18 protein-coding genes are annotated in these 22,775 nt (G+C 71.5%); 12 read left to right on the top strand and 6 right to left on the bottom strand.

Going from position 1 to position 22,775, the window contains the following annotated elements:
• Positions 1-110: 110 nt before the first annotated feature.
• Both ABZY44_RS30220 and eccE read right to left on the bottom strand, forming a co-directional pair.
• Positions 111-893 carry a hypothetical protein gene (locus tag ABZY44_RS30220; protein ID WP_356659339.1) on the bottom strand — a complete coding sequence of 261 codons (783 nt, stop codon included), beginning with the start codon at positions 891-893 and terminating at the stop codon, positions 111-113.
• Positions 890-2,179: a type VII secretion protein EccE gene (gene eccE, locus ABZY44_RS30215; protein ID WP_356659337.1), complete on the bottom strand. Its 1,290-nt coding sequence runs from the start codon at positions 2,177-2,179 to the stop codon at positions 890-892. The genes ABZY44_RS30220 and eccE overlap by 4 nt, the downstream gene beginning before the upstream one ends.
• Positions 2,180-2,439: 260 nt before the next feature.
• On the opposite strand from eccE, the gene eccB reads away from it, so the two are divergent.
• The 4 genes from eccB (at position 2,440) to ABZY44_RS30195 (ending at position 6,265) form a co-directional block, all read left to right on the top strand.
• Positions 2,440-4,059: a type VII secretion protein EccB gene (eccB, locus tag ABZY44_RS30210; protein ID WP_356659335.1), complete on the top strand. Its 1,620-nt coding sequence runs from the start codon at positions 2,440-2,442 to the stop codon at positions 4,057-4,059.
• Positions 4,059-5,342, top strand: a complete 1,284-nt coding sequence (mycP, locus tag ABZY44_RS30205) for a type VII secretion-associated serine protease mycosin (protein ID WP_356659333.1) — start codon at positions 4,059-4,061, stop codon at positions 5,340-5,342. The genes eccB and mycP overlap by 1 nt, the downstream gene beginning before the upstream one ends.
• A 219-nt stretch (positions 5,343-5,561) precedes the next feature.
• On the top strand, positions 5,562-5,909 hold the full coding sequence (locus ABZY44_RS30200; protein WP_356659331.1) for a hypothetical protein: 348 nt from the start codon (positions 5,562-5,564) through the stop codon (positions 5,907-5,909).
• A gap of 47 nt (positions 5,910-5,956) precedes the next feature.
• A complete protein-coding gene (locus tag ABZY44_RS30195; RefSeq protein ID WP_356659329.1) occupies positions 5,957-6,265 on the top strand; it encodes a WXG100 family type VII secretion target in 309 nt (102 codons plus the stop codon).
• Positions 6,266-6,370: 105 nt separating this feature from the next.
• Here the strand turns inward: ABZY44_RS30195 and ABZY44_RS30190 are convergent, their stop codons facing one another.
• Both ABZY44_RS30190 and eccCa read right to left on the bottom strand, forming a co-directional pair.
• Positions 6,371-6,616, bottom strand: a complete 246-nt coding sequence (locus ABZY44_RS30190; RefSeq protein WP_215032163.1) for a DUF397 domain-containing protein — start codon at positions 6,614-6,616, stop codon at positions 6,371-6,373.
• A 117-nt stretch (positions 6,617-6,733) separates the two neighbouring features.
• The gene (gene eccCa, locus ABZY44_RS30185; protein WP_356659327.1) at positions 6,734-10,717 is read right to left on the bottom strand and encodes a type VII secretion protein EccCa; all 3,984 of its coding nucleotides are present in this window, start codon (positions 10,715-10,717) and stop codon (positions 6,734-6,736) included.
• Between the two features lie 316 nt (positions 10,718-11,033).
• Here eccCa and eccD point away from each other — a divergent pair, with 316 nt between their 5' ends.
• The 6 genes from eccD to ABZY44_RS30155 all read left to right on the top strand — a co-directional run bounded on the left by eccD (position 11,034) and on the right by ABZY44_RS30155 (position 18,143).
• Positions 11,034-12,539, top strand: a complete 1,506-nt coding sequence (gene eccD, locus ABZY44_RS30180; protein WP_356659325.1) for a type VII secretion integral membrane protein EccD — start codon at positions 11,034-11,036, stop codon at positions 12,537-12,539.
• Between the two features lie 172 nt (positions 12,540-12,711).
• Positions 12,712-12,999, top strand: a complete 288-nt coding sequence (rpsO, locus tag ABZY44_RS30175; RefSeq protein WP_356659323.1) for a 30S ribosomal protein S15 — start codon at positions 12,712-12,714, stop codon at positions 12,997-12,999.
• Positions 13,000-13,279: 280 nt separating this feature from the next.
• On the top strand, positions 13,280-15,511 hold the full coding sequence (locus tag ABZY44_RS30170; protein WP_356659345.1) for a polyribonucleotide nucleotidyltransferase: 2,232 nt from the start codon (positions 13,280-13,282) through the stop codon (positions 15,509-15,511).
• Positions 15,508-16,887, top strand: a complete 1,380-nt coding sequence (locus ABZY44_RS30165; RefSeq protein ID WP_356659321.1) for a pitrilysin family protein — start codon at positions 15,508-15,510, stop codon at positions 16,885-16,887. The genes ABZY44_RS30170 and ABZY44_RS30165 overlap by 4 nt, the downstream gene beginning before the upstream one ends.
• 44 nt (positions 16,888-16,931) lie before the next feature.
• On the top strand, positions 16,932-17,684 hold the full coding sequence (dapB, locus tag ABZY44_RS30160) for a 4-hydroxy-tetrahydrodipicolinate reductase (RefSeq protein WP_356659319.1): 753 nt from the start codon (positions 16,932-16,934) through the stop codon (positions 17,682-17,684).
• 18 nt (positions 17,685-17,702) lie between these two features.
• Positions 17,703-18,143: a hypothetical protein gene (locus tag ABZY44_RS30155; protein WP_356659317.1), complete on the top strand. Its 441-nt coding sequence runs from the start codon at positions 17,703-17,705 to the stop codon at positions 18,141-18,143.
• 107 nt (positions 18,144-18,250) lie between these two features.
• On the opposite strand, the gene ABZY44_RS30150 is transcribed toward ABZY44_RS30155, so the two are convergent.
• Together ABZY44_RS30150 and ABZY44_RS30145 are read right to left on the bottom strand one after the other, a co-directional pair.
• Entirely contained in the window at positions 18,251-18,808 is a 558-nt protein-coding gene (locus ABZY44_RS30150) for a PH domain-containing protein (protein WP_356659315.1), read from the bottom strand.
• A 48-nt stretch (positions 18,809-18,856) separates the two neighbouring features.
• On the bottom strand, positions 18,857-19,096 hold the full coding sequence (locus ABZY44_RS30145) for a hypothetical protein (RefSeq protein ID WP_356659313.1): 240 nt from the start codon (positions 19,094-19,096) through the stop codon (positions 18,857-18,859).
• Positions 19,097-19,632: 536 nt separating this feature from the next.
• On the opposite strand from ABZY44_RS30145, the gene dapA reads away from it, so the two are divergent.
• Together dapA and ABZY44_RS30135 are read left to right on the top strand one after the other, a co-directional pair.
• Positions 19,633-20,532, top strand: a complete 900-nt coding sequence (gene dapA / locus ABZY44_RS30140; protein ID WP_356659311.1) for a 4-hydroxy-tetrahydrodipicolinate synthase — start codon at positions 19,633-19,635, stop codon at positions 20,530-20,532.
• Between the two features lie 115 nt (positions 20,533-20,647).
• Positions 20,648-22,333 (top strand): ribonuclease J, encoded by a 1,686-nt coding sequence (locus tag ABZY44_RS30135; RefSeq protein ID WP_356659309.1) that lies wholly within the window; start codon positions 20,648-20,650, stop codon positions 22,331-22,333.
• The last annotated feature ends 442 nt before the right edge of the window (positions 22,334-22,775 follow it).

Genomic DNA, 22,775 nt, shown 5'->3' with positions numbered 1-22,775 from the left:
GGCCAGTATCCGCCCCCGTCGGCCCGCCCCCGAGGTACGTCACGGGACGCGGGCCGCTTCCATCCTGCCCATACGGCGCCGCCCGCGGCCAATCGCCCCCCTGCGGGGTCTCAGTCGATCCGCCGGGGCTGCCCCAGCAGCCCCGTCTCCGTGTCCGTCGGCTGCGTCATCACGAACTGGCGGTCCAGGGCGGTGCACCACAGGGTCACGCCGTCGCCCAGCGTCGGCAGCGACTCCACCGCCGCCACGGGCAGCCGCATCAGCCGGCCGATCTGCTCCGCCTCGTCGGGGGAGACGCGCTGGACGCCCACCAGGGAGGAGTTCTGCAGCAGGCGCGGCGCCGCCGGGCTCAGGTACGGCAGCAGGGTCAGCACCGACTGCCAGGGGCCCGCGGCCACGCGGCCGCGCGGCGGCCGCATCCCGCAGTCGCGGATCACCAGGACCGGGCTGCCCGCCGACGCGCCCTGGGGCGGTACCCGGCCGACGTCGTGCAGGGTCACGCACTGCTGGCCGCCGCCCGCCGCCTGGGCGAGGCCCGACCACACCTGGCCGCGCCCCGTCTCCACCGTCACCCGCGCGCCCGTGGCCGCCGTCCGCAGTGCCAGGACCTGCGCGGTCCACAGGCCGCCGATCAGCGTGACCTCGTACGGCGTCGGCCGGTTGACCCCGAGCACCGCCGGCCGGCCCTGGGCGTCCACGCCGACGACGACCCCGTCGTCGCCGACGGGCAGCGCCAGCGCGTCCAGATCCGCCGCGGCCACCGCGTGCCGCTCCCGGCGCGGTCCCACCAGGCCGAATCCGCCCCGTGCCGCGGCCCGGGCCGGGGCCCCCGCCGAAGCCGGGGCCGAGGTGGCGGCCGGAGCCGCGGCCGAAGCCCTTCTCGAGCCGCTCATCGCGCTCCTCCCAGCGGCAGCGAGGCCAGCAGCCCCGGTACCTGCTCCCGGTCCAGCCGTACCAGCCCGGCCTTCACGCCCCGGGCCGTCTGTTCCAATCCGCGCCGTGCGGCCACCAGTTCCTCGTCGCTGCGCCCGGTGACCCGGACGTGACCCGTCAGGGTGATCTCGTGCCGCTCGGCCGGGGTCATCGTCAGGCTGAAGTTCGTCGCCAGCGCGGGCAGCGAGGTCAGCAGCGCCACGAACTGCGGCAACGCAGCTCCGGCTCCGCCCAGTTGCGGCCAGCGGCTGATCCAGTAGGTGGTGTGCCGGCGGTCGTCGCAGCGCCAGGTCCGCGGGGTCTCCTCGGTGCGCCGGCCCGTCGCCGCCGACCGTCCCGCCTGGGTGATCGCCATCGGGTTCGCGCACGAGGAGGTGGCCAGCGCGCCCGTCAGCTCCTGCTCCGTCAGGACGGTCGCCTGGAACCCGGCGCCCGCCAGCCGGCTCGCCAACTGGTCGGCCACCCGCACCAGGCAGCGCTGCGCGCCCGTCAGCCCGCCGCCGCGCGCGGTGACCGCTTCGGGACACAGCTCCGGATCCAGCTTGAGCGCGATCCAGGTGATCCGCACCGCCGGGCTTCCCGTCGTGGCCTGCAGCGGGGCGTAGTTGCGCGTGGCCATCGACTGGGCCGGCAGGTGCGGGGCCGGCGCCGGCTGGGTGTGCTGCACCAGCTGCGCGGACTCCAGGCGGATGCCGTCCACTTCGAGCACGTCGCGGACCAGGCCCAGCGGCAGCGGTCGCGCTCCCCGGTCGGGGCGCAGCGCGGTGGCCTCCATGTCGACCTGGACGACGGCGGTCAGGAAGGTGCCGTCGCCGACCATCCCGACGGGCCGCCGGTCGCGGCCGCGCTCGCGCTCCCGCTCGCTGAACGTCAGGGTGCGCAGCGCCGGATCGGCCTCGACCAGCGGGGCCAGCCCCGGTTCGGTGCCCGCCGGCACGGCGGTGGCGGCGGCCCGGCGGCGACGGCCGCGCAGGGCGAGTGCGCCGCCGATCCACTCGGGCAGCGAGCGCCGGTGCCTGCGCACGACCGCGAGGACCACGAGGACGACCGCGAGGGCGCCGGCGGGGACGAGCAGCAGCGGCTCCACCACCCAGGCCACCAGCAGTGCGGCCACGGCGACTTGGAGGAGCACGAGTTGTTGCAGTCGGAACGGACCGAACCGCCCCGGGCTGGACTTCGGATACGGCGTCACACCGGCGCGCGCGGGTGCGGACGCTCCGGCCCGCGGCCTGACGGCTGTGGCCATCTCTCGCGCACCTCCCCTTTCAGGGGCTCGGCCCCGTGAGCCCCGGCGTCACGCGCGACAGCCGGCCGCTTGACCCCGGAATCTCCCCAATCCGCCCAACACCCCTTGTTTCCCCCGGCCCGGAAGGCGTGGAGCGGCTGGCTCACCCTACCCGGCCCCCGCGCACCCTCCGTCAGCAGGCATAGTAGGTGGCCGGTCGGACAAGAGTGGCCCGGAGACCGTATCCACCGACCGGGCCGGGCGGGGAGAAGCAGGCGGCCATGGCATCACGACGTGACGAGCTCAACGCGTACACCTTTGCGAAGCGACGCACGGTGGCCGCGTTCCTTCAGCCTTCCGCGACCGGCACCGAGGAGGGCGCGCCGCGGCCGCTGCGCGCCGTGCTGCCCGGCGTGGTGACGGCGGCGGTCGTCCTGGCGGCCTTCGGAGCCTGGGGCATGTTCAAGCCGGCGGCCCCCAAGGGCTGGGACGCCCCGGGTGCGCAGGTCATCGTGGGCAAGCAGTCGACGACCCGGTACGTGGTCCTGACGACCAAGGTCGACGGCAAGGACCAGACGCGGCTGCACCCGGTGCTGAACCTGGCCTCCGCCCGGCTCCTGCTCGACCCCGCCAAGGCCAAGGTCGTCCAGGTCGAGGACAAGGTGCTGGACGCGGGCAAGCTGCCGCGCGGCCCCATCATCGGCATCCCCTACGCCCCCGACCGGCTGCCCACCCCCGCGGACGCGGCGAAGGCCAAGCGCTGGGCCGTGTGCCAGCAGCCGGGTGGCAACGGCCGGGGTGTGCAGACCGCCACGTTCGTCCTCGCCGACCGCGAGGCGAAGCTGATGGACGACGGACGCCGGCTCTCCGACACCCAGGCGCTGTACGTCCAGAGCACCGGCCCCGCCAAGGGCAGGTACCTCGTCGACGCGGCGGGCACCAAGTACCGGTTCCCCGAGGGCGCCGCGGACGCGAGCACGATGACCAACGCCCTCGTCGGCGGCAGCGCCGTACCGCAGCCGGTCACCGACGAGTGGCTGGCCACCCTCGACTCCGGTGAGGACCTGGCCTTCCCGCAGCTGCCCGCCGGCGCCAGGTCCGGCACTCCCGCCGGGGTCAAGGGCCTCGCCAGCGCGGACGACAAGGTCGGCATGGTGCTCATGGCCATGACCGGCTCCGGAACGCAGCACTACCTGGTCCTGCCCGGCAAGGTGGTGCCCGTCTCCGACTTCGTCGCCTGGCTGATGATCTCCTCGCCCGCGACCGACGGGCTGGACATGCACGGCAAGCCCCGCGAGGTGGACCTCCAGTCCATCAACCCGGATCCCGTCGCCTTCAAGGGCGACGCGAAGTGGCCGCAGAAGAAGACCGACCGGATCAACGAGGTCCGTGCGGCGGGCGCCGGCGCCACCGGGGCCGAGGGCGACCGCGACACCGTCTGCAGCGTCCTGCGCTCGGTCGACGGCCAGGGCAACCAGACCGTGAGCACCTGGGCCGGCACCGGATTCCCGGTGGACATCACGGCCACCGGTACGAGCGCCTACGTCACCCCGGGCACGGGCCTGCTCTACACCCAGACCCAGGGCCGTCAGACCACCGCCGGCGGCGCCCTGTTCCTGGTCACCGACACCGGCCTGCGGTACGCGGTCCAGGCCAACGGCGACAGCGACGCCGCCCAGCCCTCACCCGGAGCGAGCGCGAGCGCCTCCCCCGGAGCGGCCCCGACGGCCGGGCAGGGCGGCCCGTCCACCTCCGACGGCCGTCCGGCGCCGAGCCAGGCACAGGCCCGGCTCGGTTACGGAGGCGTGGTCCCGGTGACGGTGCCCATCGCGTGGTCGGAGTTCCTCTCCAAGGGCCCGCGCCTGGACAGCAACTCCGCCCGTCAGCCCCAGGGTTCGTGATGCGCGGCACCTCCGGGGCGGCGGCCCCGAAGCCCGCCGCCGTCGTCCTGCTCGCGGCCGCCGCCCTCGCGCTGGCGGCCGCGCCGCCGCAGCCTCCGTACGAGGGGCCGCGCGAGGCCCCGTACGGAGCGGCGGTGCGAGCCCCGCACCCCCTGCGTCCCGCCGGCGCGGGGGAGTGCACCTTCCCCATGAAGAAGCAGATCGAGGACCGCCCCTGGGCGCTCCAGCGGCTGCTGCTCGACGAGCTCTGGGCGCAGACCAAGGGCCGGACGAGCGACGGCAAGAGCGTGCGCGTCGCCGTCATCGACACCGGCGTCGACCGGGTGAACCCGCAGCTCAGCGACGCCATCGACATCGCCGCCGGGACGGACCTCCTCGACCCCAAGGGCGACGGGACCAACGACACGGTCGGGCACGGCACCAAGGTCGCCGGGCTGATCGCGGGCCGGCCGAAGCCCGGTACCGGCTTCGTCGGCATCGCCCCCGAGGCCACGATCATCGCGATCCGGCAGAACGACGGGCAGGGCAACGGCAACGCCGAGTCCATGAGCGTGGCCATCGACCACGCCCTGTCCAAGGGCGCGCAGATCATCAACATCTCGCAGGACACCGACGTACCGCTCACCCAGGACTCCAAGCTCGGCCAGGCGGTCAAGCGGGCCGTCGACGCGAACGTCGTCGTCGTCGCCTCGGCGGGCAACGACGGCCTGACCGGCCAGAAGCGCGCCACCTACCCGGCGGCCTTCCCCGGCGTCCTGGCGGTGGGCTCCTCGGACCGCAACAACGAGCGCGCCGCGTTCTCCCAGCCCGGCTCCTTCGTCGGGATCGCGGCGCCCGGCGTCGACATGGTCTCCACCGTCCCCGGCTTCGGGCAGTGCGTGGACAACGGCACCAGTTTCTCCGCGCCCTACGTCGCGGGGGTCGCCGCCCTGGTGCGCGCCGAGCACCCGCAGTGGTCCGCGCAGCAGGTGGTCTGGCAGCTCCAGAACACGGCCGAGCGGTCCGTCAACGGCCATGACGACTACGTCGGCTGGGGCGTGGTGGACCCGGTCCGCGCGCTGACCCAGGACCACGACATCCCCAAGGCGCCCGTCCCCGACCAGGGGCCGCCCCCGGCGGCGGCCCCGGAGCCGGCCGCGATGCGGACGGGGGAGACGGCGCGGGAGCGGGACGAGCGCCTCGGCACGTACGCGCTGGGGACCGGCGGCGTGCTCATCGCCGTGATCTCCGGTACGGCGGCGGTGGCCCGTGAAGCCCGGAACCGAAGGCGCCGTTTGCAGTGAACGCGTGTGGTTCACCGGCCCCGGCCACACAGGTGTGTTGGGTCAGGACGATGAACTGACTACAGTGATCGAAGGCTTCACGACTGTGATCGGGGATGCGGCGTGAGGCGGAGGGGGAACTCCAGGGGTGTGCGTGGCTGAAAACCGCACTCCTGAGCCACTGCTCCGCCGCGCGGTCCACCGGTTCTGTCTGGTGAATCGAGAAATGAGGAGCTTCGGATGACCAACAATTTCGGCCTTGCTGACGACCCGGTCAAGCAAGCGATGAACAAGATTTCGGAGACCGCCGAGAGCGTCACCCGGCAGTCCCGAGAACTGGCCGACATCCTCGCCACCGTCAGCGCCGGCTGGACCGGTGTGGGTGCGTCGGGGTTCACCTCCGCGCAGACGGTCGTCAACGAGGACCACGACGAGATCCGCCGGCTGCTGGGCGTCCTGCACCACGCGGTCTCGCAGACCAAGAACCTGAGCAACGCGCAGGACGACGACGTGGTCACGGCGTTCCAGGCGGTCAAGGCCGGCGCCGGCGGCGGCGGTGGCAACACCTCCGCCCTCAACGGGATCTGACCCGTTCCCCCGAACCACCTGCCCCGCACCGTGCGAAGGAGAAGAACATGACCGCGAACGACGGGCACACCAAGGTCCGGTACGAGAGCGTCCAGGTGATGGCGGACCGCATCCGCATCGTCTCGGACAACATCAAGAAGGACCTCGACGAGATGGGCGCCGCCCTGACCGTCGTCACCGACACCTGGGACGGCGAGGCGCACACCCAGTACATCGAGCTGCAGCGCAAGTACAACGGCAAGGCCGACCACATGCGCGCCACGCTGCGCCAGGTGGCCGACCTCATCGAGCGCGGCAAGAACGACTACCGCGCCACCGACGTGAAGGCCTCGCGCCTGTTCACCGAGGCCTACTGAGCCACGCGGTACGTCACGCGCCACTCGGTACGAGAAGGGGGCGCGCCCGACCCGGGCGCGCCCCTTCGCCATGCCCCGTGAGGGGCGGCCGAAACGGTACGGCGCCTAGCGCGGGCCGCGGTCCAGGTCGAACTCCCCGTCCCTGGCGCCGAGTACGAACGCCTCCCACTCGGCCGCGGTGTACCGCAGCACGGTGTCCCGGTCCAGCGAGGACCGCATCGCCACCGCTCCCTCCGGCAGCCGGGCGATCTCGACCCGCTCCTCGTCCGGGTCGGTGCCGGGCGGGCCCTCCCACTCGACGCCGCTGATGTCGAGCGCGTACAGCTCGTCCTTCTCCTGCTGAGTGCCCATGAGCGGCCTCTCCTTCGGTGGTGCGGTCGCTGCCGATTATCGGGGGCGGCCGGCCGGTCGCGGGAGCATTTGCCCAACCCTCCCGCACCGCCGCCCGGCCGCCCCCGCCCTCCGGCCCTACAGGCCCTGCGTCCGGCCGATCTGGATCAGCGAGATCCCGCGCTTGCGCGAGACGAACGAGGCCCGGCCCGGCGGCATCGGACGAGGCCGGGCGTTGCCGACCAGATCCCCCTCGGACGGGTCGCCGGACAGCACCACGCCCTGCGCGCCCAGCTCCTTGATCCGCTGCATGAACGGCTCGTAGAGGGCGCGCGAGGCGCCCGCGGAACTGCGCGCGATGACGAACCGGACGCCCGTGTCCCGGGCGAACGGCAGGAACTCCACCAGCTGGGTCAGCGGGTTGCCCTGGCTCGTGGCCACCAGGTCGAAGTCGTCGATGATGATGAACACGTCGGGACCCGTCCACCAGCTGCGGTCGCGCAGCTGCTGGGGGGTGACGTCCTGCGGCGGCTGACGCCGTGCGAACACCCCGGCCAGCGCCTCCATGTGCATCTGCAGGGAGCTCGCCATCGGCGCGTACTCCAGCACGTGCTCCTCCGGCAGCGCCCCGAGCAGGCTGCGCCGGTAGTCGCCGACGACGAGCCGTGCCCGGTCCGGGCCGTAGCGCTCCGAGATCCGCTGGGCGATGAGCCGCAGCAGGTTCGTCTTGCCCGACTCGCTCTCGCCGAACACGAGGAGGAACGGGTCGGTCTCGAAGTCGACGAACACCGGCTCCAGCTCGGTCTCGTCGATGCCGATCGCGATCCCGCGCCCCGGGTGCTCCCCGCCCTTGGGCAGCTGGTCGGCGTGGAGCAGCCGCGGCAGCAGCCGTACGCCGGGAGCCGCCTGGCCCGCCCAGTTCTGCTTGACGGCCGCCACGAAGGCCGCGGTGGCCTCCGACAGGTCCTCCGCCGCGTGCGAACCGTCGACGCGCGGCAGCGCGCTCAGGAAGTGCAGCTTCTCCGCGACCTGACCCCGGCCCGGCATGCCCGTCGGAACGTTCGCCGCGACCTTGCGGTCGAACTCGGAGTCCATGACGTCGCCGAGGCGCAGCTCCAGCCGGCTGAGCATCTGGTCCTTCAGCGCGGCCCGGACCTCCATGTACCGGGCGGCCGTGATCACCACGTGGATGCCGTAGCCCAGCCCGCGGGCCGCGATGTCCGTGACGACCTGCTCCAGGCCCTCGTACTCGCCGCGGAAGCCTCCCCAGCCGTCGATGACCAGGAAGACGTCGCCCCAGGCCTCGCCGGGCAGTTCGCCCGCCGCCCGGCGCCGCCGGTAGGTGCCGATGGAGTCGATGCCGTTCGCACGGAAGAACTCCTCGCGCCGGCGCAGCACCCCGGCGACCTCCGCGACCGTGCGCCGCACCCGTTCCGGGTCCAGCCGGGAGGCGATCCCCCCCACGTGCGGCAGGTCGGACACCGAGGACAGGCCGCCGCCGCCGAAGTCCAGCCCGTAGAACTGCACCTCGCGCGGGGTGTGCGTCAGCGCGAACGAGGAGATCAGCGTCCGCATCAGCGTCGACTTGCCCGACTGCGGGCCGCCGACCACCATCATGTGGCCCGCCGCACCCGAGAAGTCCCGGTACAGCACCTCGCGCCGCTGCTCGAACGGCTTGTCGATGAGCCCGAGCGGCACGACCAGCCCGCCCGGCCGCGTGTAACCCTCCGCGTGCAGCCCGCGCTCCGCCGAGGGCGCCAGCGCCGGCAGCAGCTGGTCCAGCGGCGGAGCCTGGTCGAGCGGCGGCAGCCACACCTGGTGCGCCGGCACCCCCTGCCCCTCCAGCCGGCTCACGATCACGTCCAGCACCGTGTCCGCCAGCGCGTCGTCGCCCTGCCCGCCCCGCGCGTCCTCCTCCGCCCGCGCCGTCAGGTACGCCGGGTCGGGGGCCGCGTACACCACCGGCACCGGCGCGGCCGTGAACAGCACCGGCCGCCGCTCCACCGGGAACAGCCCGACCGACAGGTCCGGGCCGCCCGACCGGTAGGTGCCCGACACGTACGCGGCCTTGAAGCGCGTCATCTCGTCCGTACCGAACTTCAGGTAGCCCGAACCGGGCACCGACGGCAGGTGATAGGCGTCGGGAACCCCGATCGCGGTCCGCGACTCCGCCGCCGAGAAGGTCCGCAGACCGATCCGGTACGACAGGTACGTGTCCAGCCCGCGCAGCTTGCCCTCCTCCAGCCGCTGCGAGGCCAGCAGCAGGTGCACGCCCAGCGAACGGCCGATGCGGCCGATCTGGATGAACATGTCGATGAAGTCGGGCTTCGCGGTGAGCAGTTCGGAGAACTCGTCGATGACCAGGACCAGCGAGGCCAGCGGCTCCAGCGGGGCGCCGGCCGCACGGGCCTTCTCGTAGTCGTGGATGTTCGCGTAGTTGCCCGCGGAACGCAGCAGCTCCTGGCGGCGCTGCAGCTCGCCGCGGATCGAGTCGCCCATCCGGTCCACGAGCGTGAGGTCGTCCGCCAGGTTGGTGATGACCGCCGCGACGTGCGGCATCTGTCCCATCCCGGTGAAGGTCGCACCGCCCTTGAAGTCCGCGAGGACGAAGTTCAGCGTCTCCGAGGTGTGCGTGACCGCGAGGCCCAGCACCAGCGTGCGCAGCAGCTCCGACTTGCCGGAACCGGTCGCGCCCACGCACAGCCCGTGCGGACCCATGCCCTCCTGCGCGGCCTCCTTCAGGTCCAGCATCACCGGGGAGCCGTCCTCGCCGACACCGATCGGCACGCGCAGCCGCTCACCGGCCGAACGCGGCCGCCAGGTCCGGGCCACGTCCACGGCCGCGGCGTCACCCAGGTTCAGCAGGTCCGTGAAGTCCAGATTGGCGAGCAGCGGCTCGTCGTCGTCCCCGCCCCCCGTCCGCAACGGCGCCAGCTGCCGGGCCAGCGCCTCGGCCGCCGGCAGCGACAAGGCGTCCGGCGCACCCTCGTAGGCCACGCCCGCACCCGACTCCAGCCTCAGCCGGCCCGGCCGCACCACGACCGACAGGCCGCCGCGCGCCTCGTCCAGATCGCCCGCCACCACCTCGACCACCGTCACGCCCTGCAGGCCCTCGGCCGCGGCGAACAGGGAGTCCGGCGGCACCAGACCGCTGCGCGAACCGGAGTCCAGTACGAGGACCACGTGCGGCTGGTCCAGCACCGGGGACCCCTCCCGGCTGAACCGGGGCCGCCCCTCCAGCCGGGAGCCCAGCAGTCCCTCCACCTCGGCGAGGTCGTCACCGAACAGCCGCTTCGTACCGGCCCCGTCGATCTGGCCCGGGAGCTGGTTGTGCGGCAGCCACTTCACCCAGTCCCACTCCGGCACCGCACCCGGCGCGGCCACCACCGCCACCACCAGGTCCTCGGGGGAGTGCAGCGTCGTCAGCTGCGCCACCAGCGCCCGCGCCGTACTGCGCGCCGACTCCGGCTCCCCGGACACCGTCACGTGGTAGAACGCCCGCAGCGACACCGCCACCGGCAGCCCGTCCAGCGAGGAGTGCACCTTCAGGAACCGCTGCATCGCGCCCGCGGTCAGCGGCTCCAGCTCGTCCACCGGGGCCGTGTCCGGCGCCACCAGCGGGGTCGCCAGCCGCTGTGCGCCCAGTCCCAGCCGGACCTGCCCGAAGTCCGGGTCGCCGACCCGCCGTTCCCACAGCCGCGAGCCCTCGGCCACCACCGACCACAACTGCTCCGGCGCCGGGTGCAGGTACAACTGCGCGTCGCGCTGCGCCCGCGCGGTCCGCCGCACCTGACGGCGGGTCTGGGCCAGGTACTTGAGGTAGTCCCGCCGGGTATCCCCCATTTGCCCCTGCGTACCGCGCCGGTGACGCACCAGCTGGGCGACGAGCATGCCCACCGTCGACACCATCATCAGCACGCCCATGATGCGCATCATCGGCGCGGCACCCGGCATGAAGAAGAAGACGGCGGACGAACCCATCCCGAGCATCGGGAGGAGCTGCATCAGCACGCCCTCCTGCTGCCCCCTGGGAAGCTCCGGCGGAGCCTCCAGCCGCAGCTCGTCCGAAGGAACTTCGGGCGGAAGCGACCGGGGCGGACGTTTGACGACGATCTGGCTCACCGGAGAATCAATCCCTCGAAAACAGACGGGACGTCGCAACCGGCGCCCTCAAGTCCCGGGCGCGGAGGGGGTCTCCTCCGCGAAGAGGTGATCCTACTTGCCGACAGTCATCCACACTCCCGGTAGGGTGGCGCGCGCAGCATGCGCATCCGCGAATCGGCCGGAGCACCGCAAGACGGCCCGGGCCACCGGCGCACCGCCACTCGCACCGGCGCGTACGCGGCAGCACACGCAGCGAACGACAGCGCGGCGCACCATCCGCGCGACGTACACACCGACGCAAGCACCGACGCACACACCAACCGGGGGACACCAGGTGAACACCGCCGAGGCGACCGGCTTCCGCAGGGTCACCGTCGTGGCCCCCGACAGCCGCATCGACGTAGCCCTCCCCGAGGACATAGCGGTCGCCGACATCTACCCCGAGCTGCTGCGCCTCACCGGCCAGACCCAGCCCGTCGGCGCCCCCACCGGGTTCCACCTGGTCCTGCGCTCCGGCACCGTCCTCGACGGCGCCCGCACCCTCGCCGCCCAGCAGGTCCTCGACGGCGAGGTGCTCAGCCTGCGCCCCTTCGCCGAGTCCCTGCCGCCCGCCGTCTTCGACGACGTCTCCGACGCCGTCGCCTCCGCGGTCGTCCGCGACCGCCACCGCTGGAGCGACGACATGCTGCGCGGCGCGGGCCTGGCCGGCGCCGCCGTCCTCTTCGTCCTCCTCGGGTTCGTCCTCTGGTACGCCGACCCCGTCCTGCACGACATGCACGGACTGCCCGGGATCATCGCCGCCTCCGTCGGCGTGCTCCTCACCGCCGCCGCCGGGGTGCGCGCCCGGGTCTACCGCGACCGCGGCTCCGCCGTCGCCCTCGGCCTCGCCGCCGTCCCGCACCTGCTGCTCGCCGGCGTCGGCATCATCGCCCCCGCGGCCGGCCACGGACCCGGCCGCCTCCAGTTCCTCCTCGGCTGCGTCTGCGTGCTCGTCGCCTCCGTCGCCCTCGTCGCGCTCACCCCCGCCGGCGACGCCCCCTTCGTCGCGGCCACCTTCCTCGCCGCCACCGGGACCGCGGCCACCTTCGCCGCCATCGCCACCGACGCCGGCGCCACCTCCGCCGCGGCCGTCTGCGCGCCCGTCGCCATCGGCCTGGTCGCCTTCCTGCCCGGCTTCTCCGCCCGCTTCGCCCGGCTCCCCATCGGCTACGCCGCCCCCCAGAGCGCCGTGGCCGAGTACGAGACCCCGGACCGCTACGAGACCGAGCCGTACGGCGACCGCTCCGGCACCGACCAGCACGACGCGGCGGCCCCCCTCGACGCCGAGGCCATCGCCGCCCAGGCCCGCCGCGGCCACGAGATGCTCCTCGGCCTCGTCGGCGGCTGCGCCGCGGTCGCCGTCGGCGCCGCCGCCGTCCTCGGCTTCTCCGACAACACCTGGGCCCGGCTCCTGGCCCTGGCCACCGGGCTCGCCATGCTGCTGCGCGCCCGGCTCTTCCGCTACACCTCCCAGGTCGCCAGCACGCTCGTGGCCGGCCTCGCCGCCCTCGGCCTGCTCGTCCTGGGCCTGGCCATGCACCCGCCGGCCGCCCTGCTCCGCGAGCTCGTCCTGTACGGCGACCACTCCGGCCTGGAACTCCGTACCATCTGGCTCTCCGCAGCCGTCGCGGCCGGCGCGGCCCTCCTCGCGGGAATTGCGCTGGTCATTCCCACCAAGGGTCTGTCACCCTTCTGGGGGCGCCTGCTCGACCTCACCGAGGCGGCGGTGCTGCTCAGCCTGGTCCCGCTGGCCCTCGCCGTGCTCGACGTCTACGCCCGGGCCCGCGCGCTCACCAGCTGAGACGGGACGCAGCGGCAGCCTGGTACGCTGTGTGACGGCCGTTTGTGTACGCGCCCCCGGAATCGTCTGGAGGCTGCGCTCAGCGGACCCCGCCTCCCGAGTCACGGAAGATCCCCAGAGAATTCGACCTGGGGCACTCGGTGGCAACGAAGACCTATTACGAGGAGTACGCGTGCCGCTCGACGCCGCAGTAAAGAAGCAGCTCATCGCAGAGTTTGGTGCCAAGGAGGGCGACACCGGCTCCCCCGAGGTCCAGGTCGCCATGCTGTCCCGCCGCATCTCGGACCTGACCGAGCACCTGAAGGCCCACAAGCACGACCACCACTCCCGTCGTGGTCTGCTGATCCTGGTCGGCCAGCGTCGCCGCCTGCTGCAGTACCTGGCCAAGAAGGACATCCAGCGCTTCCGCGCCCTGGTCGAGCGCCTCGGCATCCGCCGCGGTGCGGCCGGCGCCAAGTAAAGACGCTGTGAAGGGAGCGGCACCCACGCTGGGGGCCGCTCCCTTTGCTGTACGTGCGCGACGGACCGGACGCTTTGTAGTCTGGAACCACGTGCACAACTGAAGAGGAGGAGCGCCCTCCCCACGCCGCCGGTCCTCGGTAGTGGCATCCGGAAAGCCCCAGGGGCTTGAGCCCGGATGCTTCGATCGAAGACCGGCCCGCACGCAAGGCGCGCTTCTCCGCAACCGTCGGCCACCACACGGGTGGCGGACGGAGACGACGAAAATGGAGAACACACTAGTGGAGAACGAGACCCACTACGCCGAGGCCGTCATTGACAACGGTTCCTTCGGTACCCGCACCATCCGCTTCGAGACGGGCCGTCTGGCCCGCCAGGCCGCCGGCTCCGCCGTTGCCTACCTGGACGACGACACGATGGTGCTTTCCGCCACCACCGCGTCGAAGAAGCCCAAGGACCAGCTCGACTTCTTCCCCCTGACGGTCGACGTCGAAGAGCGCCAGTACGCCGCCGGCAAGATCCCCGGCTCGTTCTTCCGCCGTGAGGGCCGCCCCTCCGAGGACGCGATCCTCACCTGCCGCCTGATCGACCGCCCGCTGCGCCCGTCCTTCAAGAAGGGCCTGCGCAACGAGATCCAGGTCGTCGCCACGATCATGGCGCTCAACCCGGACCACCTGTACGACGTCATCGCGATCAACGCCGCGTCCGCGTCCACCCAGCTGGCCGGCCTGCCCTTCTCCGGCCCGATCGGCGGCGTCCGCGTCGCGCTGATCCGCGGCCAGTGGGTCGCCTTCCCGACGCACACCGAGCTCGAGGACGCCGTCTTCGACATGGTCGTCGCGGGCCGCGTCCTGGACGACGGCGACGTCGCGATCATGATGGTCGAGGCCGAGGCCACCGAGAAGACCATCACCCTGGTCAAGGGCGGCGCCGAGGCGCCGACCGAGGAGGTCGTGGCCGCCGGTCTCGACGCCTCGAAGCCCTTCATCAAGGCCCTCTGCAAGGCCCAGGCCGACCTCGCGTCGAAGGCCGCCAAGCCCACCGGCGAGTTCCCGGTCTTCCTGGACTACCAGGACGACGTCTACGAGGCCCTCTCGGCCGCGGTCAAGGGCGACCTGACCAAGGCGCTGACCATCGCGGGCAAGCAGGACCGCGAGGCCGAGCTGGACCGCATCAAGGAGATCGCCGCCGCGAAGCTCCTCCCGGCCTTCGAAGGCCGCGAGAAGGAGATCTCGGGCGCGTACCGCAGCCTCACCAAGGCCCTGGTCCGCGAGCGCGTCATCAAGGACAAGGTCCGCATCGACGGCCGCGGGCTCACGGACATCCGTACCCTCGCCGCCGAGGTCGAGGCCATCCCGCGCGTGCACGGCTCGGCGCTGTTCGAGCGTGGCGAGACCCAGATCCTGGGCGTCACCACCCTGAACATGCTCCGCATGGAGCAGCAGCTGGACACCCTCTCCCCGGTGACCCGCAAGCGCTACATGCACAACTACAACTTCCCGCCGTACTCGGTCGGCGAGACCGGCCGCGTCGGTTCGCCGAAGCGCCGCGAGATCGGCCACGGCGCGCTCGCCGAGCGCGCGATCGTGCCGGTCCTCCCGACGCGCGAGGAGTTCCCCTACGCGATCCGTCAGGTGTCCGAGGCCCTCGGCTCCAACGGTTCGACGTCCATGGGCTCGGTCTGCGCCTCCACCATGTCGCTGCTGAACGCCGGTGTGCCCCTCAAGGCCCCCGTCGCCGGCATCGCCATGGGTCTGATCTCCCAGGAGATCGACGGCAAGACCCACTACGTCGCCCTCACCGACATCCTCGGTGCGGAGGACGCCTTCGGCGACATGGACTTCAAGGTCGCCGGCACCAAGGAGTTCGTCACCGCGCTCCAGCTGGACACCAAGCTCGACGGCATCCCGGCCTCGGTTCTGGCCGCCGCCCTCAAGCAGGCCCGCGACGCCCGCCTCCACATCCTCGACGTGATGATGGAAGCGATCGACACGCCGGACGCCATGTCCCCGTTCGCCCCGCGGATCATCACCGTCAAGATCCCGGTGGACAAGATCGGTGAGGTCATCGGCCCCAAGGGCAAGATGATCAACCAGATCCAGGAGGACACCGGCGCCGAGATCACGATCGAGGACGACGGCACCATCTACATCGGTGCCTCCGACGGCCCGGCCGCCGAGGCCGCCCGTGCCACGATCAACCAGATCGCCAACCCGACCATGCCGGAGGTCGGCGAGCGCTACCTGGGTACGGTCGTCAAGACCACCACCTTCGGTGCCTTCGTCTCCCTCATGCCCGGCAAGGACGGTCTGCTGCACATCTCGCAGATCCGCAAGCTCGCCGGTGGCAAGCGCGTGGAGAACGTCGAGGACGTGCTCGCGGTCGGTACCAAGGTCCAGGTCGAGATCGCCGAGATCGATTCCCGCGGCAAGCTCTCGCTGGTCCCCGTGATCGACGGCGAAACTGCTGGTGACGCCGACAATGACGCTGACAAGGACGACTCCGACAAGTGACGTCGCGTAGTTCGCGTGTGACGGCCCGCCCCTCTTCCGAGGGGCGGGCCGTCGCCCGTACCCAAACACTGCTCAAGGGCACGAACGGCATCGGCACCGTCCGGCGCACGGTCCTCCCCGGTGGACTGCGCGTCGTCACCGAGACGCTGCCGTCCGTCCGCTCCGCCACGTTCGGCATCTGGGCCAACGTCGGCTCCAGGGACGAGACGCCTTCACTGAACGGCGCCACGCACTACCTGGAGCACCTCCTCTTCAAGGGCACCGAGAAGCGCAGCGCCCTCGACATCTCGTCCGCGATCGACGCGGTCGGCGGCGAGATGAACGCCTTCACGGCGAAGGAGTACACCTGCTATTACGCGCGGGTGCTCGACACCGACCTGCCGCTGGCGATCGACGTCGTGTGCGACATGCTCACCGGCTCGCTCATCCTCGAATCCGATGTCGACGCCGAGCGCGGAGTCATCCTCGAAGAGATCGCGATGACCGAGGACGACCCGGGCGACGTGGTCCACGACCTGTTCGCCCAGACCATGTACGGGGACACCCCGCTCGGGCGCCCCGTCCTCGGCACGGTCGACACGATCAACGCGCTCACCGCCGACCGGATCCGCCGCTTCTACAAGAAGCACTACGACCCGACCCACCTGGTCGTGGCCGCCGCGGGCAACGTCGACCACAACAAGGTCGTACGCCAGGTCCGCGCGGCCTTCGAGAAGGCCGGCGCGCTGACCCGCACGGACGCCGAGCCGACCGGCCCGCGCTCCGGCACCAAGCGGATCCGCACCTCCGGCCGCGTCGAGCTGGTCAACCGCAAGACCGAGCAGGCCCACGTGGTCCTCGGTATGCCGGGCCTGGCCCGCACCGACGAGCGCCGCTGGGCGCTGGGCGTGCTGAACACCGCACTCGGCGGAGGCATGTCCTCGCGCCTCTTCCAGGAGGTCCGCGAGAAGCGCGGCCTGGCCTACAGCGTGTACTCGTACACCTCGGGCTTCGCCGACACCGGCCTCTTCGGCGTCTACGCGGGCTGCCGCCCGAGCCAGGTCCACGACGTACTGCGGATCTGCCGGGACGAGCTCGACAAGGTCGCCGCCGACGGGCTCACCGACGAGGAGATCCGGCGGGCCATCGGCCAGCTGTCCGGATCCACCGTCCTCGGCCTGGAGGACACCGGCGCGATCATGAACCGCATCGGCAAGAGCGAACTGTGCTGGGGCGATCAGATGTCGGTCGACGACATGCTGGCCCGGATCGCCGCCGTCACCCCGGACGACGTGCGCGCGGTGGCCCAGGACGTCCTGGCCCAGCGCCCCTCGCTCGCGGTGATCGGCCCGCTCAAGGAGAAGCAGGCGGCCCGCCTCGACGAAGCGGTCGCCTAGTTCCGTACGTTGGTCCGAAGTCTGTGAACACTGAGGGACGTGAAATGAGCAAGCTGCGCGTGGCAGTCCTCGGCGCCCGGGGCCGCATCGGCTCCGAGGCGGTCAAGGCCGTCGAGGCCGCCGAGGACATGGAACTGGTGGCCGCCCTCGGGCGCGGCGACAAGCTGGAGGCGCTGGCCGAGGCCGGCGCCCAGGTCGCCGTCGAGCTGACCACCCCGGACTCGGTGATGGAGAACCTCGACTTCCTCGTCCGCCACGGCATCCACGGAGTGGTCGGTACCACCGGCTGGACCGAGGACCGCCTCGCACAGCTGAACACCTGGCTCGCCGCTTCACCGGCGACGGGTGTGCTCATCGCCCCGAACTTCTCCATCGGCGCGGTCCTCACCATGAAGTTCGCCGCGCAGGCCGCCCGGTACTTCGAGTCCGTCGAGGTCGTCGAGCTGCACCACCCCCGCAAGGTCGACGCCCCCTCCGGCACGGCCACCCGTACGGCGCAGCTCATCGCCGCCGCCCGCGCCGAGGCGGGCCTCGGCGCGCAGCCCGACGCCACCGCCACCGCCCTGGACGGCGCGCGCGGCGCCGACGTGGACGGCGTCCCGGTGCACGCGATCCGCCTGCGCGGCCTCCTGGCCCACCAGGAGGTGCTCCTCGGCAGCGAGGGCGAGACCCTGACCATCCGACACGACTCCCTGCACCACAGCAGCTTCATGCCGGGCATCCTGCTCGGCGCGCGCCGCGTGACGCAGACCCCGGGCCTGACGTTCGGCCTGGAAAACTTCCTCGAACTCGGCTGAGGGGCGGACAGCGGAACCATGCGCGCGAAGATCGCCTACTTCATCACGGCCGCCGTCCTGGTCGTGTACTTCGTCCTGGCCGGCACGCGGGGCCTGATGCTGATCCGGCACGGGACCTGGCTCACCGTCACCTTCGGGGTGGCGGTGCTGATCCTGCCGGTCATCGGCGTCTGGTTCCTCTGGCAGAACACCCGGTTCGTCACCCGGGCCAACCAGCTGGCGACCCAGCTGGAGGCCGAGGGCGCACTGCCCGTGGACGAGCTGGAGCGGGACAAGTACGGCCGGATCCTGCGGGACTCCGCCGACGAGGTCTTCGCGCGCCGCAAGGCCGAGACGGAGGACGCCCCGGGGGACTGGCGCAGCTGGTTCCGCCTCGCGGTGGCCTACCGCGACGCCCGCGACACCCCGCGGGCGCGCAAGGCCATGCAGCGGGCGATCGCCCTGCACGAGGCACCGTAGCGACGCGGCGCGCCGACGGACCGCGTCGACGCGAAAGCCGTACAGGACCCGGTCCTGTACGGCTTTCGCGTGTCGCGCGCGCGGGACGGACCGCGCGTGACGCCGGATCAGACGGGCACGGCCCGGTACTCGTCGGCCCACGCCTCGACCGAGTCGGCGGCCCGCTCGAAGGCCTCGGTCCGCGACAGGAAGTCGGCGCTGTGGTCGGTCAGCAGCACGGGCAGCGCCACATCGCCGCGAGCGGCCACCGTCAGGGCCTGGCCCTGGACGGTCCTCGGCAGCCCGAGCCACCGCACGGGCTGCTGCACGGTGCGGACCTCGGTGACCTGGCTCCAGGGGATCGAGCGGGTCCCGAAGAACCCGACCCGGCGCAGCCCCATGGGGCTCACCCAGACCCCCGCGCGCAGCAGCCGCAGGGCCGTGCCGACCACGGCGAGCGAGGCGGTCAGGCCGCCCAGGGCGCCGGCCCAGGTGCCCGCGGCGACGATGATCACCGTGGCGAAGAGCATGAACGCGCCCAGCAGGAGCAGCAGGGCGGCGATGGCGACCCGCCAGGGCCCCGGGCGGTAGGGGCGGCGCCAGCGGTCGGGATCCTCGTAGGGGAGCGTCTCCCCGTTGTCGTGCGCGTCGAATGCGCCGTCGGCCGTCAGGAAGGGCAGGGGCACGGCAGGACCTCACTCACATGCACGTTCGGTTGGACTGTGCCCGTGAGGCTACCGCCCCTCGGACGCCTCCGACTGCTGCGACTTCGCCGGCGCCTCGCTCGGCCGCAGCGCGGGCATGCCGAAGAGAAGGGAGCCCACGAGCCCTGCGACCACGGTCAGTCCGACCAGACTACGGGCGGCGATCTGCGTCTTGCTCAGACTCTCGCGCGGCGGCGGAGTGACGTTACTGCGGAATCGGTCGGCCTCGGCGACGAAGGCAAACGGGACGGGTTCGCGCCGGCGGAACATGAGCGACACTCCTCACGGTCGGGGCCCTGGGACGGCGGGGCGGATGGGTGGACGTTCCACTATGTAGGACGTGCGGGAGCCCCGATCGGTGCCGCAATTGCGGACATTGACCAATTTTCATGGCAGCGCGTCAGATCGGACGACCACGAGGCGGCCGAGGAGACGCCCCGCGGGCGCGGCCCGCGAGGCTGCCCGTTCGGTCCTGCCGACCGGGCTTTTCTCTTCGGGGCACACCCCCGGCGGCCGGGCGGACGCCCGAGCGGCGCCGGGCGGGCCCGGTACCGCTCAGCGCTCTCACGTGCGCGTCTTCCCCGGCAACGGCCGCGGTGCCGGGGGATGGCGGAACAGCTCGTTCCGTACAGATGTACGAGTCAAGTCCAAAGTGTCCGTATTGCGGCGTTTCGTAAAGTTCATCTAGGCTGATCAAACGGACCCGGCACTGCTTGAACCCCCGAGCAGGCAGTGCCGGGCTCCAACACCCTCATCACGTCCCCCGAGGGGACACCGCGAGCGTGGCAGCGAGTAGCGTGTTACCCATGGCTCCGATCTCGACTCCGCAGACCCCCTTCGGGCGGGTCCTCACCGCCATGATCACGCCGTTCACGGCGGATGGCGCACTTGACCTCGACGGCGCGCAACGGCTCGCCGTCCACTTGGTGGACGCAGGCAACGACGGCCTGATCATCAACGGCACCACCGGTGAGTCCCCGACCACCACCGACGCGGAGAAGAACGACCTCGTACGAGCCGTCCTCGAAGCCGTCGGGGACCGGGCCCACGTGGTCGCCGGCATCGGGACCAACGACACCCGCCACACGCTCGAGCTCGCCCGCCAGGCCGAGCGCACCGGCGCCCACGGCCTGCTCGCGGTCACCCCGTACTACAGCAAGCCGCCGCAGGAGGGCCTCTTCCGGCACTTCACGGCGATCGCGGACGCCACCGAGCTCCCGGTCATGCTCTACGACATCCCCGGCCGCAGCGGTGTCCCGATCAACACCGAAACCCTGGTCCGGCTCGCCGAGCATCCCCGTATCGTTGCCAACAAGGACGCCAAGGGCGACCTCGGCCGCGCCAGCTGGGCGATTGCGCAGAGCGGCCTGGCCTGGTACTCCGGTGACGACATGCTGAACCTGCCGCTCCTGTCGGTCGGCGCGGTCGGCTTCGTCTCCGTGGTCGGCCACGTGGTCACCCCCGAGCTCCGCGCGATGCTCGAGGCCCACCTGGGCGGCGACGTCCAGAAGGCCACCGAGATCCACCAGAAGCTGCTCCCCGTCTTCACCGGCATGTTCCGCACGCAGGGTGTGATCACCACCAAGGGCGCGTTGAACCTGCAGGGCCGGCCGGCGGGCCCGCTGCGGCTCCCGCTGGTCGAGCTGACCGCCGAAGAGACCGCCCAGCTCAAGATCGATCTTGCCGCCGGCGGGGTACAGCTCTGACACCAGACTTCACAACTGAACAAGCGACACCACGACAAGACAACAGCTAGTGCACGAATGACACGCCCGCCACGTCCCTCGACGACACGTGGCACGCGTGGTGAAGGAGAACCTTTTGAGCCATCCGCATCCTGAACTCGGTCCGCCGCCGAAGCTCCCCAAGGGCGGCCTTCGGGTCACCCCGCTGGGCGGTCTCGGTGAGATCGGCCGCAACATGACCGTCTTCGAGTTCGACGGCCGTCTGCTGATCGTCGACTGCGGCGTCCTCTTCCCCGAGGAGGAGCAGCCGGGCATCGACCTGATCCTGCCGGACTTCTCGTCCATCCGGGATCGCCTCGACGACATCGAGGGCATCGTCCTCACGCACGGTCACGAGGACCACATCGGCGCCGTTCCCTACCTCCTCCGGGAGAAGCCGGACATCCCGCTGATCGGCTCCAAGCTGACGCTGGCCCTCATCGAGGCGAAGCTCCAGGAGCACCGCATCCGCCCCTACACCCTCGAGGTGAAGGAAGGCGAGCGCGAGAACCTCGGCCCCTTCGACTGCGAGTTCATCGCCGTCAACCACTCCATCCCGGACGCCCTGGCCGTGGCCATCCGCACCGGTGCCGGCATGGTCGTGTGCACCGGTGACTTCAAGATGGACCAGCTCCCGCTGGACAACCGCCTCACCGACCTGCACGCCTTCGCGCGCCTGAGCGAAGAGGGCATCGACCTCCTCCTCTCGGACTCGACGAACGCCGAGGTCCCGGGCTTCGTCCCGCCCGAGCGCGAGATCTCGAACGTCCTGCGCACGGTTTTCGCGAACGCCAACAACCGGATCATCGTGGCGAGCTTCGCGAGCCACGTGCACCGCATCCAGCAGATCCTCGACGCCGCCCACGAGTACGGCCGCCGGGTCGCCTTCGTCGGCCGCTCGATGGTCCGCAACATGGGCATCGCCCGTGACCTGGGCTACCTGAAGGTGGCGCCGGGCCTCGTCGTGGACGTCAAGACCCTCGACGACCTGCCGGCCCACGAGGTCGTCCTGGTCTGCACGGGTTCCCAGGGCGAGCCGATGGCGGCCCTGTCCCGCATGGCGAACCGCGACCACCAGATCCGGATCGTCCCCGGCGACACCGTGATCCTGGCGTCGTCCCTGATCCCGGGCAACGAGAACGCGGTCTACCGCGTGATCAACGGCCTGACGCGCTGGGGCGCCAACGTCGTGCACAAGGGCAACGCCAAGGTGCACGTCTCGGGCCACGCCTCCGCCGGCGAGCTGCTGTACTTCTACAACATCTGCAAGCCGCGGAACCTGATGCCGGTCCACGGCGAATGGCGCCACCTGCGCGCCAACGCCGAGCTCGGCGCCCTGACGGGTGTCCCGAAGGACCGCATCGTCATCGCCGAGGACGGCGTGGTCGTCGACCTCATCGACGGCAAGGCGCGGATCTCCGGCAAGGTCCAGGCGGGCTACGTCTACGTGGACGGCCTCTCCGTCGGCGACGTCACCGAGGTCCACCTCAAGGACCGCCGGATCCTCGGCGAAGAGGGCATCGTCTCGGTCTACGTCGTGGTGGACAGCACCACGGGCAAGGTCGTCAGCGGCCCGAACATCCAGGCCCGCGGCTCCGGCATCGACGACGCCGCCTTCAACGCCGTCCTGCCGAAGATCGAGGAAGCCATCGCCCGCGCGGCGGCCGACGGTGTGGCCGAGCCGCACCAGATCCAGCAGCTCATCCGCCGGACGATGGGCAAGTGGGTCTCGGACGGCTACCGCCGCCGCCCGATGATCCTCCCGGTCGTCGTCGAGGTCTGACCTCGGCGTACGTAGCGACCTCACTGGAGCGGGGCAACCGGATTTGCGTCCGGGGGCCCCGCTCCAGTAAGTTTACGTCTCCACCCCGCACGAGACCCCGGCACACATGTGTGCCCGGACGGATCGATGCGGGCGGGTGGGATTCCAGAGCAGGGAAACCTGATAAAGTCTGGCTCGCCCGAAAGGGAATGGCTCTCCAATGGCCGTCCAATTCAAATCCGAGCACTGCGGCTTTCGAGAAGCAGAGCGCGGAAATGATCTGGTAGAGTTGGAATCGCCGGAAAGGGAAACGCGAAAGCGAAAACCTGAAAAGCGAAACCCACTGACTGGGAATCGGACACGAAAGAGTCTGATAGAGTCGGAGACACAAGAACGAAGGAAGCGCCCGGAGGAAAGCCCGAGAGGGTGAGTACGAAGGAAGCGTCCGTTCCTTGAGAACTCA

The sequence above is a fragment of the Streptomyces sp. NPDC006544 genome (genome assembly GCF_040611715.1).
In the GTDB taxonomy this organism is placed as follows: domain Bacteria; phylum Actinomycetota; class Actinomycetes; order Streptomycetales; family Streptomycetaceae; genus Streptomyces.
The sequence above is the reverse complement of the archived record's forward strand: the minus strand, read 5'-3'. Positions and strand labels throughout refer to the sequence as shown.

Coding starts and splice junctions, on each gene's coding strand:
- mycP (WP_356659333.1), top strand. CDS start 4,059: ATGCGCGGCACCTCCGGGGCGGCGGCCCCGAAGCCCGCCGCCGTCGTC.
- dapA (WP_356659311.1), top strand. CDS start 19,633: ATGGCTCCGATCTCGACTCCGCAGACCCCCTTCGGGCGGGTCCTCACC.
- eccE (WP_356659337.1), bottom strand. CDS start 2,179: ATGGCCACAGCCGTCAGGCCGCGGGCCGGAGCGTCCGCACCCGCGCGC.
- eccB (WP_356659335.1), top strand. CDS start 2,440: ATGGCATCACGACGTGACGAGCTCAACGCGTACACCTTTGCGAAGCGA.
- ABZY44_RS30145 (WP_356659313.1), bottom strand. CDS start 19,096: ATGTTCCGCCGGCGCGAACCCGTCCCGTTTGCCTTCGTCGCCGAGGCC.
- ABZY44_RS30195 (WP_356659329.1), top strand. CDS start 5,957: ATGACCGCGAACGACGGGCACACCAAGGTCCGGTACGAGAGCGTCCAG.
- ABZY44_RS30220 (WP_356659339.1), bottom strand. CDS start 893: ATGAGCGGCTCGAGAAGGGCTTCGGCCGCGGCTCCGGCCGCCACCTCG.
- ABZY44_RS30200 (WP_356659331.1), top strand. CDS start 5,562: ATGACCAACAATTTCGGCCTTGCTGACGACCCGGTCAAGCAAGCGATG.
- dapB (WP_356659319.1), top strand. CDS start 16,932: ATGAGCAAGCTGCGCGTGGCAGTCCTCGGCGCCCGGGGCCGCATCGGC.
- ABZY44_RS30190 (WP_215032163.1), bottom strand. CDS start 6,616: ATGGGCACTCAGCAGGAGAAGGACGAGCTGTACGCGCTCGACATCAGC.
- ABZY44_RS30155 (WP_356659317.1), top strand. CDS start 17,703: ATGCGCGCGAAGATCGCCTACTTCATCACGGCCGCCGTCCTGGTCGTG.